The sequence below is a fragment of the Actinomyces urogenitalis DSM 15434 genome, assembly GCF_000159035.1.
In the GTDB taxonomy this organism is placed as follows: Bacteria; Actinomycetota; Actinomycetes; order Actinomycetales; family Actinomycetaceae; genus Actinomyces; species Actinomyces urogenitalis.
In genome coordinates, this window is sequence record NZ_DS999575.1 from 219,241 (window position 1) to 233,482 (window position 14,242).

11 protein-coding genes are annotated in these 14,242 nt (G+C 59.4%); 5 read left to right on the forward strand and 6 right to left on the reverse strand.

Annotated elements, in window-relative coordinates:
- Positions 1-43 precede the first annotated feature (43 nt).
- The 4 genes from HMPREF0058_RS12095 (at position 44) to HMPREF0058_RS06925 (ending at position 5,899) form a co-directional block, all read left to right on the forward strand.
- A complete protein-coding gene (locus HMPREF0058_RS12095; RefSeq protein ID WP_006549037.1) occupies positions 44-1,960 on the forward strand; it encodes a rhamnan synthesis F family protein in 1,917 nt (638 codons plus the stop codon).
- Between the two features lie 13 nt (positions 1,961-1,973).
- Complete coding sequence (locus tag HMPREF0058_RS06915; RefSeq protein ID WP_040319751.1) at positions 1,974-2,807, forward strand: NAD-dependent epimerase/dehydratase family protein; 834 nt, start codon at positions 1,974-1,976, stop codon at positions 2,805-2,807.
- 72 nt (positions 2,808-2,879) lie between these two features.
- Positions 2,880-4,760, forward strand: coding sequence for a rhamnan synthesis F family protein (locus HMPREF0058_RS06920; RefSeq protein WP_006549039.1), 1,881 nt, complete (start codon positions 2,880-2,882; stop codon positions 4,758-4,760).
- A complete protein-coding gene (locus HMPREF0058_RS06925; RefSeq protein WP_244902006.1) occupies positions 4,724-5,899 on the forward strand; it encodes an acyltransferase family protein in 1,176 nt (391 codons plus the stop codon). Before HMPREF0058_RS06920 ends, HMPREF0058_RS06925 begins: the two co-directional genes overlap by 37 nt.
- Before the next feature lie 43 nt (positions 5,900-5,942).
- On the opposite strand, the gene HMPREF0058_RS06930 is transcribed toward HMPREF0058_RS06925, so the two are convergent.
- The 6 genes from HMPREF0058_RS06930 to HMPREF0058_RS06955 all read right to left on the reverse strand — a co-directional run bounded on the left by HMPREF0058_RS06930 (position 5,943) and on the right by HMPREF0058_RS06955 (position 13,038).
- Entirely contained in the window at positions 5,943-7,571 is a 1,629-nt protein-coding gene (locus HMPREF0058_RS06930) for a glycosyltransferase family 2 protein (protein WP_211205891.1), read from the reverse strand.
- A gap of 2 nt (positions 7,572-7,573) precedes the next feature.
- Positions 7,574-8,623, reverse strand: coding sequence for a class I SAM-dependent methyltransferase (locus HMPREF0058_RS12100; protein ID WP_040319752.1), 1,050 nt, complete (start codon positions 8,621-8,623; stop codon positions 7,574-7,576).
- A gap of 43 nt (positions 8,624-8,666) precedes the next feature.
- Positions 8,667-9,863 carry an ABC transporter ATP-binding protein gene (locus HMPREF0058_RS06940; protein WP_006549043.1) on the reverse strand — a complete coding sequence of 399 codons (1,197 nt, stop codon included), beginning with the start codon at positions 9,861-9,863 and terminating at the stop codon, positions 8,667-8,669.
- A 1-nt stretch (position 9,864) separates the two neighbouring features.
- Positions 9,865-10,788: an ABC transporter permease gene (locus HMPREF0058_RS06945; RefSeq protein WP_006549044.1), complete on the reverse strand. Its 924-nt coding sequence runs from the start codon at positions 10,786-10,788 to the stop codon at positions 9,865-9,867.
- 127 nt (positions 10,789-10,915) lie between these two features.
- Positions 10,916-11,893, reverse strand: coding sequence for a glycosyltransferase family 2 protein (locus tag HMPREF0058_RS06950; RefSeq protein ID WP_006549045.1), 978 nt, complete (start codon positions 11,891-11,893; stop codon positions 10,916-10,918).
- Positions 11,890-13,038, reverse strand: coding sequence for a glycosyltransferase family 4 protein (locus HMPREF0058_RS06955; protein ID WP_006549046.1), 1,149 nt, complete (start codon positions 13,036-13,038; stop codon positions 11,890-11,892). Before HMPREF0058_RS06955 ends, HMPREF0058_RS06950 begins: the two co-directional genes overlap by 4 nt.
- Before the next feature lie 68 nt (positions 13,039-13,106).
- Between HMPREF0058_RS06955 and HMPREF0058_RS06960 the strand changes: the two genes are divergently transcribed.
- Entirely contained in the window at positions 13,107-14,234 is a 1,128-nt protein-coding gene (locus HMPREF0058_RS06960) for a glycosyltransferase family 4 protein (RefSeq protein WP_006549047.1), read from the forward strand.
- The last annotated feature ends 8 nt before the right edge of the window (positions 14,235-14,242 follow it).

A 14,242-nucleotide genomic window follows, 5' to 3' on the forward strand; every position in this document is an offset into this window, starting at 1 on the left:
GACGGTTGGACACCGTTACTCTCAATCGCGTGGATAGGTGAGCATGAGCGGAGCTGAGGTCGAAGGTCTCTCGAGTGAGCTCAGAGCGTGCCGGCGAGCGGGTATCTACCTCTTCTATGACCGAGACGGTGTCGTTGATGACTACGTGGTCCAAGTGATCAGGAGCTTGCTCCCCTTTCTTGACCACATTCTCGTCGTCGTTAACGGTGCTGTGTCAGTGGCTGGCAAAGCACGGCTGGATGCGGTTGCCCATGATGTGCTCGTACGCGGTAACGAGGGCATGGACGTCGGCGGATATCAGGACGGCTTGGCTCACCTCGGTTGGAACCAGATCGGAGACCTTGATGAGCTTGTACTGCTTAACAACACCTTCTTCGCGCCGGTGCGTCCTTGGGAACCGGTCTTCAAGGAGGCTGCTGAACGGGTAGAGGCCTCGTTCTGGGGACTGACGGAGCACGCGGAACAGCGTCCTCACCCCTTCTTAGGTCAGGCAGTGATGCCTCGGCATCTACAGTCTCATTTCCTCGCTGTGCGCTCGCCTCTGCTGAGGGATCCGGCTTTCCGCCGCTACTGGGAGACCATGCCGCCTGTCAGCAGCTATCACGACTCCATCGCACATCATGAATCGCGTTTCACGCCATATTTCAACGCACGCGGGTACAGCTCCTTTGCGGTGTACCCGGCGGAAGAATTCGCCAGCCTCAATCCGTCTCTCGAAGAACCCATGGCTTTGCTCCAGGCGGGCTGCCCGGCACTCAAACGTCGCATCTTCTTCCACGACCCGCTCTATCTGGACGCCTGTGGTGCCAACGGTGCCGACATCCTGAGGACGGTGAGTCAGACTCCGGACAGCGCGGTGAGTGAGTCCATGATCCTCTCCGGCCTGGTCCGTTCGAGCGAACCACGCACTCTGCTTGCGAACGCTGGGCTCACTGAGCAGCGTCCAGACGACGTAGCCTCACCCGAGGTTGAGATGCCCTTCTACGCGCACCTTCATGTCGGAGATGGGGCGTCAGCTGAGCAGATTGTCGCGAGGCTGAGGGTCCTCAGCGATGCCCGCACATGCGTACGCGTGATCCTCACCGTCGATTCCCGCGTTGAGAGTGAGGCAGAGGCTGCTCTTTCACAGGTCGGAGAAGACCTGCGCGGGCGGGCGGAGCTGCGTGTGGCAAGTCAGCCGGATCTGGGCGCGCTCGCAGCGCTCCTGAGCGACGCTGCCGACCTTCTGGATGATGACGAGAAGGATCGTGTGCTCCTGCGCCTGACATGCGCTGGGGGAGAAGAGACCCCGGAAGAGTGCACCGCACAGGTTCCTGACGGGGAGGGTGAGCAGCCGGTCACTCGTGATCTGGCTATCCTGCTGGCGGCGCGATCGTTGTTCTACCAGCATCCGAGCCTGGGCGGCCTGGGCCTCCCAAGCCCCGTGCGTGGCAGCTCAGCGCTGGGACACGGCTGGCAGGGCCTCCGGGATGCTGCTGTTGACTGCGCTTCGGCGCTGGGCCTGAGCGTTCCGTTGGATGCTCACAGCCCAGTCAGTGCCTATCGCGCTCCTATCCTTGTGCGTCCAGCAGGTCTGACAGTGCTGCGTTCCTGTGATCTGTCTGCGCTGAGGACCGCATACGGTGCCCGCGATGCTGGTCAGCTCCTTGAATTCCTTGAAGTCCCAGCCCTCCTTAGTACGGGTGCCCACTATCGTCAGCTTCTGACCGGCCGAGCTCAGCAGGATTACGCTCTGCTTGAATATCGTTACCAGGCGCTCGCTGCCTTGCTGCCCGAGGATGTTGAAGAGGCCCAGCGCTATCTCGCTTCCCGCAGCGGTCCGCAGGCGAGCCTCGGCGCGATGGTTCGACGCGAGCTTGAACACCGCCTACCAGGTCTCGCTGAGACTCTCAAGCCTGCCTACCGACGTCTAAACGGTGGTATCACGCGACTCCTCCCCAAACCGCGCCGCCGCCCCTGATACGATCCTGGCCGTGGGAAAGTCTGTTCTTGTGACTGGTGCTGGGGGATACATCGGTCGGCATGTGGTGACGGCGCTTTTGGACCGTGGCCTGGAGGTCACTGCTGTTGACCTGCGGCTCGACGGCGTGGATGAGCGAGCGGACCGTCTGCCTCTTGATCTTTTCTCTGGTGGTAAAGACATCTATGACCAGATGGGACGGCCGGATGCTGTGCTCCACATGGCCTGGCGTGATGGCTTCAAGCATGGATCTCCCGCTCACATTGACGACCTTCCGAGACACTATGAGCTCATTGAGAACCTCTACGCAGGAGGTCTGAAGCAGCTCGCTGTCATGGGCACGATGCATGAGGTCGGCTACTGGGAAGGCCCTATCACAGAGGACACTCCGTGCTCGCCGGCGTCCTTGTACGGCATCTCAAAGAATGCTCTGCGCGAGCTTGCTTTTCTCTCGGCCCAGGCGCACGGTGGCATTCTGCAGTGGATCCGTGCCTACTACATCGTAGGGGATGACAAGTTCGGCTCCTCGATCTTCTCCAAGCTGCTTGACGCCGCTGAGCAGGGGCGTAAGACCTTCCCCTTCACCACGGGCAAGAACAAGTACGACTTCATCTCTATCGATGAGCTGGCCCAGCAGATCTCTGCCATCCTCGCTCAGGAGGAGGTCAACGGCATCATCAACGCCTGCACAGGCCGTCCGGTGGGCCTCGCTGAGCGAGTCGAGCGCTACATCGCTGAGAACAACCTCAATATTACCCTTGAATACGGGGCTTTCCCGGACCGGCCCTACGACTCGCCAGGCGTGTGGGGTGACCCGAGTAAGATCAACGAGATCCTCGCTCGCTGACCTTGTGACCGAGCCCTAGGGTGCTTCATATGTGATTCCCTGGGGTCCTGTGCTGAGTACGAAGGGCTGTCCATGATCCTCGGTACTGATTCTCGCCGTCTAGGAATCTTCTTCTTCTACGACGGCGAAGGCATCGTGGACCGTTACGTCGAGGTCATGCTGGAAGGCATGAATACCCAGCTTGCCGAGCTCGTCGTCGTCGTCAACGGGAAGCTGACTGATCAGGGTCGTGTCGCCCTGACCCGCTATGCCGATCATCTTCTTGTGCGTGAGAACAGAGGTCTGGACGCATGGGCGTACAAGGCCGCTCTTGACCACTACGGGTGGTCCGCCTTGACGCAGTTCGATGAGATCGTCCTCTTTAACGCCACCATCATGGGGCCGGTGTACCCCTTTGAGGAGATGTTCTCCGAGATGGCGGGCCGAGACCTAGACTTCTGGGGCCCCACATGGTTCCACGCCGCGCCGTCGGAGTATCGCGGTGAAATTGACGAGCTTCACCACCCTCGCCACCTGCAGTCCCATTTCCACGTCTACCGCCGCTCCCTGGTGCAGAGTCAGGCATTCCAGGACTACTGGGACAACCTGCCGGAGATGGAGACCTACCTCGACTCTGTCACCAAGCACGAGATTCCCTTCACCCGCTACTTCCAGGACCGCGGATTCAAGGCAGAGGCGTACGTCAACACAGACGACCTCGAAGGTTTCACCTACCAGCCTATTGTCTTTGCGCCGGTCACCCTGATCAAGGACAAGCGCTGCCCGATCTTCAAACGCCGCTCTTTCTTCCACGACTACGGCGATGTCCTGGACCAGTCTGTTGGCACCACCACGCGCGAGCTCTACGACTACCTGCGCGACCACACCGACTTCGACACGGACCTCATCTGGGAGAACCTGCTACGAACCAACAACCTCGCAGATCTCGTCAAGAACCTTGAGCTCACCTACATCCTGCCCACACAGGCGGTCGCGGTGCAGCCCGAGGAGAGCAAGATCGCGCTGGTCATGCACGTCTACCACATGGACCTGCTGCCCCAGCTTCTTCACTACGCCGCTTCCATGCCGGCTGGCTGCGACCTCATCGCCACTGTTGATACTGAAGCGAAGGCGCAGCAGGTGCGCGAGGCGACAGCAGGTCTTTCACTCAATGTTGAGACCATCCTCATTGAGAACCGAGGGCGCGACGTCGCTGCGCTGCTCGTGGGTGCTCGCCCACGCCTGCTGGACTATGACCTCGTCTGCTTCATCCATGACAAGAAGGTCACGCAGATCCGCCCCGGTTCCGTCGGTGAGGGCTTCGCGAAGCGCTGCTTCGAGAACGTCCTGGCAACGCCAGAGTTCGTCTGCAACGTTATCGCTACCTTCCAGGCTGAGCCCAGGCTGGGTGTTCTCACCCCTTCGGCTCCCCACCACGGGGACTACTTCCCGATCTCGGCCTTTAGCTGGGGCCCCAATGACAAGAACACCAAAGAGCTCTTGGCGTCCTTCGGGCTGCACGCTCCCATCGATCCGGACAAGGAGGCGATTGCTCCGTTCGGCTCAGTTTTCTGGTTCCGCCCGCAGGCCATTCGACCACTCTTGGAGCGTAAATGGCGATATGACGACTTCCCGGCAGAGCCACTTCCTATTGACGGTACGATCAGCCACGCCATTGAGCGTGTGTACTGCTACATGGCACAGGCTCGGGGCTACTACTCCGGCTGGCTCTTCTCCGACTCGTTTGCCCGCGCTGAGCTCACAGCCCTGGCGTATTACACGCATTCTTTCGCACGAGCGATAGCGAAAAGATGGGGAGGCAGGACAGCGATGGAGATGCTCCTTCGTCTCAACAATATGCGTAGTACACGCCAGATCGTCAAAGCCCAGGTGGCCGTTCTGGTACCGCAGGCGATGCGTCCGAGAGTGCGAGCGCTGTGGCGGTCGGCAAGTTCTATGTGGAGGAAGAGATGATGGGGGACACCGTGAGCGAGACCATGAGTTCGCGAGAAGCAGAGGTGTCCGTGGCCCCAATTGCGGCTGTTACGCAGATGATGAAGCGACGCCCACGCTTGTTCTATCTGGATCTCGTACGTGCGTTGGCAACTTTGCTCGTTGTTCTCTCGCACTTCAATAACCCCTTCTTGAGTGACGGACGCTACCTGCTCACTAACCAGCCTTTTGGTATCTACGTGGGCGACCTCGGTGTGTCCCTCTTTCTTATCATCTCTGGTGCTGCGCTGGCCTATACCTACGAGCGCCCTGTCGATCTTCGTCGCTTCTATTGGAAGCGATTTAAAGGAATCTATCCGGCATTCTGGATCGCCTGGCTACTGGGGACGCTTTACTTCTTTGTGGCCCTCAATGGTGTACCACCGAACGCGGCTCCGGCACGTTCTCTTATCTGGACGCTCCTGGGCGTCGATGGCTTGGCAAGCGTCCTCGGATTCACGACGGCCTATTTGCTGGGTGAGTGGTTTCTAGGTTTCATCATCCTGTTCTATGTGGTGTTTCCCCTTCTATTGTGGTGCGTGGATCGCTTCCCAAAGACGTCAGCAATGAGCCTCCTCCTCATCTTCGCTGTCACCTTCGTCGTGATGAAGACCTATTTCCCGTCAATCCCGGGTTCGGTGATCCTTACGATGCGCCTGCCAGAACTCGCCTTCGGTATCTATCTCGTTCGTCATATTCGCCGAGTCCACCCGTTCTCAGCCATAGGTGCCGGCCTTGTCCTCCTGGCAAACTCGCTGTGGCCTGCGGTACTGCCCAAAGATGTGGGTACGGCGCTCGTAGGTATCTCGACTTTCCTGATCCTCGTCGCCGTGGCCCGATATGTGGCCATTGGTCCAGTCCGCCTCCTCATTGAGTGGGGGGCAAAGTACTCCTACCCGATCTTCCTGGTACACCACGTCGTCATCATGCGTTTGTTTATGGTGATGGATACCAGCGCTTTCCTCCCCATTCAGTTCGCCATGATGTTCCTGGCCTCCCTGATCATCATCGCGGCTCTGGCTGTCGCCCTTGATCACTTGGTCAAGGCCGTCGTCGCTTTTGTCACCAAGGCCTTTGAAGGTCGGTGGTGGAGACCTCTCGATAGGGCTGTGCTTTCCTAGGCCACTGAACTCATCCCCTTGAAGCGATGCACGACCCTCTTTCCTATTGAGGGCCGGCGGCCCCTGTCAACAGTCGTAACGCCTTTTGAATCTCCGTCAGTTCTGTGGTCGCGAAAGGCATATAGGGGTCAGTCTTTGGCTGCTCCCAGCGATCCAGAATGAACTGGTGCTCCCATCCGTGCACTGTATTGACCCGCGACTTGGATTCAAAGTGATAAGCTTGCACGTCGTGGAGCCATATCATGCGCTTACCCTTATGCTGCAGTTTAAAGGCAAAGTCAACGTCGTTGAAGTTGCTTGGCAGGTCAAGCGTAAATCCTCCGATCTCCTCGAAGGTTTCGCGACGTGTAGCCACAGCAGCACCGGTCAGGCCGCTGACTTCGTGATCGACACATAGTTCAGCAAAATGACCGGGATCTGTCTTTTGGGCGCCGAGATAGGGGTGAACGAATTCGTTGTCTTGGAATCCAAGGCCTGCGTGCTGAATCGTGGAGTCCTCATAGAAGAGCAGAGCACCTGTTGCTGCGACATCTTCTTCAACGAGCGGGGCACATAGTTCCTCAACGAAGCGATCAGAGATGATCTCCGTGTCATCGTTCAAGAAGACAACAACATCACCTGAGGAGGCGAGGAAGCCTCGGTTGCACTTGTCGGAGAAATTGAAGGGAGCATCGTAAGGAAGCAAAGTGAGCGAGGCGCCTGCGACTTCTTTGAGCTCAGTCAGGACTTCTTGGGGGGTGTCGAGGTCATAGACGACGACGATCTCCAGCTGCTCATGCGAGGTATGAGTCAGCAAAGAGCGAATAGCGTCGACGACGAGGACACGACGCTTGCCCCAGATCCTGCCTTGTGTTCCGCGCGTTGGAATGACCACGCTTACGAGCGTGTCTTCAGGAAGCTCACGGTGCAGGTTATAGGTGTATGGAATTGTAGGGTGTGGTTCAGCGGTCATCGTTGCATCCAGGCCTACTCGCTCCAAGTGTGCTTGGACTGCCTTCAGCCCTGCTACGCTGGCGTAGTCCTTGGCGGTGGAATCTCCAGCGGTGGAGCCAGGGACGATACGCCAGTGATATAGGGTGCGGGGGACATGGACCACTTCCTCGCTGATCTCGGTCACGCGTAAGGCGAGATCATGGTCCTGAGAGCCATCGAACCCTTCATGAAACCCTCCGACCTGTGTGACAAGATCGTGGCGGAGTCCTGAGAGATGTCCGAGATACATCTGGTGACGTAAACGTTCTGGCGACCAATCTGGCTTGCGAAATTCCTGTGACAGGTTGCCGTCGTTGTCGATTTTGTCTTCATCGGTGTAGATGTAGCCCGCTCGAGGATGAGCGTCAATGGCTGCCTTGATGACCGTCAAAGAGTCGGGAACAAGAAGATCATCATGATCGACCAGGATTATCCAGTTGCCCTTGGCGCGGGCAAGCGCATCATTGGAAGCAGCGACGATATGACCATTCGTCTCTCGCTCGACGACGTGAATGCGCGGGTCACGCTGTGCCGCTCGGCGAAGCACCTGAAGGACTGCCTGATCTCCTGAGGCATCATCGACAAGGATCCACTCCCAATCCTCACAGGTCTGGGACCGGACAGACTCAATAGTCAGTTCCAGGTGATCGGGGCGTGGCTTGTAGACCGGTGTAAGGATGGAGAAAAATGGGGCGCTCATGTTCACTCGCCCTTCTTAAACCTACGCAGAGTCTTGCGTACTGCCCGATAGGTAACGCCCTCAATGGTCCTGTCTAGTCGAGAGTGAGCACGCACGAGCTGATCGTGCAGCGCAATGGCCTCGATCTCGCGGTCATTAAGCTGTTTCTTGAGCAGAGCAACCTGAGCCTGAAGACCAATGATTTTGTCGCGAGTCGTCAGCGTGTCGTATCGCTGCTGGGCTGTTGTCTCAAACAAGTGCTCACGGCGCTGGCTCACAAGGTTTTGATGGGCTTCGAGGCGGTGGCGTTCAGCATGTTGGTCATAGGGGCGCGACGCAGGTGCCTCGCGGATGACAGCAGGCAGGGGAGCATTAGGTGGTGTCTGAGGTGAACAGGTGAAAACGTACTGATAGTCGCTTGTCCCGTCCTGGTTGCGAACCCATTCAACAATCGACCCGGGCAAGCCTGCGTCGTCAATCAAGACCTCGGTGTCTAAGACCTCACGGCTAGTCGCCTTGATCTCACTAATCCCCAGGCCGCATGAGCGGATGAGCTCAGCAGCTGAATTCAGCGTGAAGAAACGCGTGTGAGTGCTATCAAGCAGTCCCTCCTCAGTATATCTCCACTGGCCCTGAAGCAGAGAGAGACGCAGCGCGCCGTGAGCAACATTTGGCACTGAGATCAGAACAACACCCTCAGTGGCTAAGAACTCAAGGGCCTCACGAAGAAAAGTAGCAGGCTCGGTGAGCTGGTCGATAAGGTCTCCCAGACAGATCGCGTGAAAGGACTCGTTGGGTGCCACATCACGAAGTGCTCCCACCCACGAGCGCTCCGCCAAATCTGCCTCGAGGGTGCGTGCCATGCGGTCCTTAGCAATTGCGAGCGCCTCAGCGTCTCGATCGATACCTGTGACATGAAAACCTTGCTCAGTGAGAGCCGCGCCGAGGTCTCCTGCTGCACAGCCAAGATCAAGGACGCGGGCTCCCCGCGGGCACAGGGCGTCAATCTGTCTGGCGATGATGGCTTGACTCGAATTCGGTTCGCTGAGGTCGACAATTGTGCGGTATTTCAAGGTGGGCTCCTAATGAAGTGTTCAAAAGATCGTAGGAGAAATATCAGGCTGGTGAGACAGACAGCAACGGAATTGAATTGATATTTCCGATCGTGAGGCCTGGTCCGTGCACAACGAAACTCAGGGCATCGTTTGCTTCGGCGATGGGAGTCATCGTCTGGTCGAGAACAGCGAGGGTTACCTTGTACTCGCCGTCACTGAGCTGAAGATCTTGGAGAACGACCTCAAAACTGCCGCTCTCGTGGAGCCGGGGCAAGCGGTGATTGAGCAGCTGTGAGTTTGTGCCAATCACGGAGGCGCCCTCCGTGTTGGATACCATCATTGACAGCACCCAGCCTTCAGGTAGACCGGAAGGCGCAAGAATCGTGCCGCGGATGATCAGCGGATTTCCTGGTGCAATCTGTCGCCTGCCGTGCGGGTCAAGAGTTGCGTCGATGTCGACGTTTTTGAAACTCAGACCAGTGGAGGATCTGGTGACAATAGGTGCCACTGTCCTGTTAGCCTCGATGATCTGCTGATACTTATTGCGCAGGCTTGCCATCACCATGTTGGTAGAGCCATCCTGAACAACATGACCGTGATCGAGCATAATTGCGCGATCGCACACCTCGCGTACTTGCTCCTCGGAGTGAGAGACTAGGACGATGGTGCGTCCTTCTTGCTGGAACTGCCGGATCTTTTCGAGGCACTTACGCTGGAAAGGCTCATCGCCTACCGCAAGAACCTCGTCGACCAATAAGATATCTGGGTCGACATGGATAGCGACTGAGAAGGCCAGGCGTACGTACATGCCGGAGGAGTAGAACTTCACCTGGGTGTCGATGAACTCTTCGATCCCGGAAAAGTGGACGATCTCATCAAAGTGTCGCTGAGTTTCTGCTTCCGACAGGCCCAGGATTGCTGCGTTGAGGTAGATGTTCTCGCGGCCAGTGAGGTCTGGGTGGAATCCGGCCCCAAGCTCTAGCAGTGCGGCTAGACGACCTCGCAGGCGTACCGAGCCACGATCGGGGGTGAGAATGCCCCCGATCACCTTGAGCAGAGTCGACTTGCCCGAACCATTAGCACCTACCAACCCCACGCTCTGGCCTGCAGCGATCTCGAGAGAGATGTCATCGAGGGCCCAGAAGTCCTCACGATGTCTCCGTGAGGCCCGGGCGTTGACAACACGTTCTTTGAGGGACTTGTCCTTATGGACGACGAAGCGTTTTCCAATGCTTTCTGCGGAGATGACAGTGGTCATGTTAGAGCTCCTGAGCAAAGTTGCGCTGAAGGACGGCGAAAAGACGCTGCGCCAAGCCGAGGCTGATCAAGCCGATTACCAGGCTAACGCTCATGCGAGTAAGGAGGTGCGGCGCGAGAACCTGGTCTGCCCCCGCTCCCCACATGGAGCGTTGGAAGCCCATGACGACTAGGGTGACAGGGTTAGCGAGGTAGAGACCCTCAATCCAGGACGAGCCGTGTGCCACCTTTGTCACCATCTCCCAGGAGTAGACGATAGGAGAGGCCCACATGCCGACTATGAGAGCAATCTCGACGAGGTACTGAATGTCTCGCAGGTAGACATTAAGAGCAGACAGGGCTAGGCCCAGGGTGAGGGCCCAGACAAGTAAAAGCACCAGAGCGTAAGGCAGGTAGAGGAGATTGGCTCCAAGCTGTGGTGGCGTCGCATTGCTGGTGAGAGGCAGGATCGTGACGGCGAGAACGAGGATCATGAATTGCATCAGGAAGTTAAACAATGAGGCGCCGGCCGCGGAGATTGGAAAGATCTCCCTGGGGAGCTGAATCTTCTTGATGATCCCTGAGTTATTGATAATTGAGGCAGTGGAGGTCGAGATGATGTCTGAGAACAACTGCCATGCGGTGAGACCGGTGAAGACATAGATAGCGAAGTCTGGGATAGAGCGCTCGGCACCCATAATGCGCCCTAGGACCAGGACGTAGATGAGGAGGTTGACGAAGGGCTTGAGAAGGCTCCACAGGACACCGAGGACTGAGTCTTTGTATTTGGCCCGAATCTCACGTCGAGTAAGGCGTCGAATGAGATCTCGGCGACTCCAAATATCATGAAGGGATTCACCAGTACCCTTGAAGAAACCTGCTGGAGGGGTTGCTGCACGCATTGGCTCCAGTGCTAAACGCTCAGCGCGTTCCGAGGCGGTGGTCACCTGCGTTCCTCCTTGACCTGAGCTTGTGCCGTCATCGCGCTGTCCGCGAGACATTGTGATCCCATGGCGCAGCACTGTTGCACAGGAGCATAGCGGTTTCGAATCTGAGGCTGCGTGCTCGGTTGTGTCAGTGCGGAGGCTTGAGGCTCTTGTCCGTGAGGCGCCTCAGGGCTTCTCGGAGACCCTGAGCGACGGGACCTCTCAACCCCGTGCGGAGGGCCCGCACGATGGTGCGGACCAGTGCATCGAGGAAGACCACGCGCGAGGCGTGGTCGGCGGCCACGAGGAGCCGGTTTCGGGTATTGACACGGATGAACATCTCCGAGTTCGTGCCCGATGACGCCGAGTGCTCGTGCTGCGCCACTGCTTCCTCCACGAAGCGCACTTCATAGCCTGCCTGACGTAAACGGTAGGAGAAGTCGCTGTCCTCGTAGTACATGAAGAGGTCTTCGCGAAGCCCTCCGAGTTCTTTCCAGGGCTGTGCGGCGATGGCGCAGGCCCCGCCACAGATGCCGAAGACCTCCGCTGGTGCGTCGAGCTGGCTCACGGGAGTGAGCCAATCACGGTCATATCCGTTGCCGTGCCGGTCGACGACATTGCCCGTGGAGTTCACGAGCTCTACGCCTTCTCCCTGCTCACCAACAGTGGTCCTGGTGCCCTCATCCACACGAGTCCACAGCCGACCGTCGAGGGCGCGCTCGCCTTCTTCGCCTGGTAGCGCAAGGCGCCAACGGCCCGTGAGCAGCAGGAGCGCCGTCGTCGCCCCGACAGAGCCGCCGAGACCTCCCAGCAGGGCAGAGAGGAAGCCCGGTCTGGCCACAGCGTCGTTATTGAGCAAGACGAGTGCGTCTTCCGTGAGATCTTGCGCTCCGAGATTGACGCCGGCCGCAAAGCCACCATTTGTGGCGGCTTCAACGACCTCGAAGCCGGCCTTGCGGATGCGTGGGGCAGAGCCGTCCCCAGATCCGTTATCGACGACGACGAGACGGTCCCCCTCACTCAGCTGCGACTGAAGTGAGCGTGCAGCCTGGATAGTGAGATCGCTCTGGCGCCAATTGACGATGACGATGCGCGCGCTGGGGCGCCTGCCCTGTACGTCCTTCACCGGGCGATCTCCTCATAGAGCGCGAGATGGGAGGCCGCAGAGGCTTCCCAGGTAAAACGAGCGGCCTGTACCCGCCCTGCCTCGACGAGCTCATCGTGGGCACTGCCCGCCGCTAGGACGAGCTGCGCGGCAATATCTTCTGGTGAGGAAGGATCAGCGAGCAAACCAGCATCTCCCACAACTTCCTCCATGCATGTACCGCGACTGGTGACCACCGGTGCCCCGTAGGCCATGGCTTCTAGGACGGGGAGGCCGAATCCCTCCCAGTGCGAGGGAAAGGCGAAGGCACGTGCTCCACGGTAGGCGCCAGCAAGGTCGTCATCAGACAGCCGGCCCAGCACATGGACTCTTGCGCGCAAGGCCTCTGGTACGGGCTGCTGGTTCGAGTCTTCGCCCCATCCGGCCGGGCCCACGAGGACCAGGTCGAGATCAGGTAGATGCGGCGCAGCTAGCTCAAAAGCAGCCAGTAAACCCCGCAGGTTCTTACGTGGCTCACGTGTGCCGGTCCACAACAGGTACGGACGGGTGAGGCCGTAAGTCTGCCGGAAGGACTCCACATGCGCTGAGCTGACCGTCCGGGGGCGAACACCATGTGGGATCACCTCGATGCGCTCGGCCGCAATACCGGCATCGACACAGTCGTCAGCGGTGGCCCTAGACGGGGCGATGACGGCGTCGGCGTGGGCGATGGTTCGAGCCAGGCAGCGGCGGAAGTAGGCGTTGCCTCGGTGAGTGAAGTGCTCGGGTGATCGGAGGAAGGCCAGATCATGGACAGTGACTGCCAGGGGCAGGGTAGTGCCCGGGATGGCCCACGTCGTCGCGTGCACCACCTCACTGCCTGGCAGGAGGGCCTCTGCACGTGGGTAGCCACCGTGGTTCCAGGATTCATAGAGGGCCAGGCGAGGCAGGCGTGAGGAGCGCAGAGGCATGGCTGCCGGCAGTCCGACGTCGGCGGGGTCGAGCGAGTCCCCATGATGCGCTGTTAACCCGGCGATTCGTGCCCCACGTGCCAGTGCGGCCTGAGCGAGCTCGGTGATGTACGTGCCGCTCCCGCCAGGGACGGGTTGGTACATCTGCTCCACCACCATGGCGACACGCGGCGAGGCGGCAGAGGGCGAGGGCGTCGTCGAAGGCGAGAGGCACATGACCCTAAGGGTACGGGCAGGGTGTGTGCCCCAGCACTGTGCCTCGTTTCCTCGCTAGTCTCAGGTCCATGAAGGTTCTTCTCGACGCCACGGCGATCCCCGCCAATCTGGGCGGTGTCGGCCGCTACGTGGATGATCTTGTGCCGGAGCTGGTGGCAGAAGGCGTCCAGCTAGCGATGGCTGTGCAGGAGCGCGACGTCGAGCACTTCTCCGCCAAGGTGCCCCAGGCCAGGCTCTTCGCTGTACCGCCGGCCTTCACCAACCGTGGGGCGCGCATGGCCTGGGAACAGACGGGACTACCGGAGCTCATCCGCCGCCTGCGGCCCGATGTACTGCATTCTCCTCACTACACCTACCCGGCCTTGCACCGGGTACCGCTGGTGGTCACCTTGCATGACGCCACCTTCTTCTCCCACCCACAAGCCCATACGCGTCTCAAACGTCGTTTCTTCACCCGTGCCATCCGCCGTGCTGTGCGTGGCGCGGATGCCCTGGTCGTCCCTTCGGCTGCTACGCGGGATGAGACCTTGCGCTTCGTCGACGGCGACCCTTCACACTTCTACGTGGCCTATCACGGAGTGGATACCGAGGTCTTCCATCCTGTCGACGATGCTGAACGGGCTCGTGTGGCGGCCTCTCTGGGCTTGGAGGGAGGCGACTACATCGGCTTCCTCGGGACGCTAGAGCCGCGCAAGAACGTGCCGAACCTCGTCCGAGGGTGGGTGCAGGCTTTTGAACACGCTCCCGAGCCGCCTGCCCTGGTCCTGGCTGGTGGCAAGGGGTGGGATGAGGGGATCGAACCAGCGTTGGCTCAGGTTCCCGGCCATATGACGGTGATCCGTCCCGGCTACCTCCCGCTTGAGGACCTGCCAGGCTTCCTGTCCGGCTCTCAGGTGCTGGCCTACCCCTCAATCGCTGAGGGCTTCGGGCTGCCTGTGCTGGAAGCCATGGCATGCGGTGCGGCAGTGCTCACCACGCGAGAGACCAGCCTGCCGGAGGTCGGGGGAGAGGCCGTCGCCTATTGCGGCACGAGCGCTGAATCCATCGCGCAGGCCCTAAGTGACTTGGCCGCTGATCCATGTCGGCGAGCAGCACTTGGGACCGCGGCGCAAGAGCGGGCCGTCAGCGGACAGTTCACCTGGCGTGCTTCTGCTCGCGCCCATCTTGAGGCATACCACGCGGCTGCGGCTGCGTGAAGCGATTA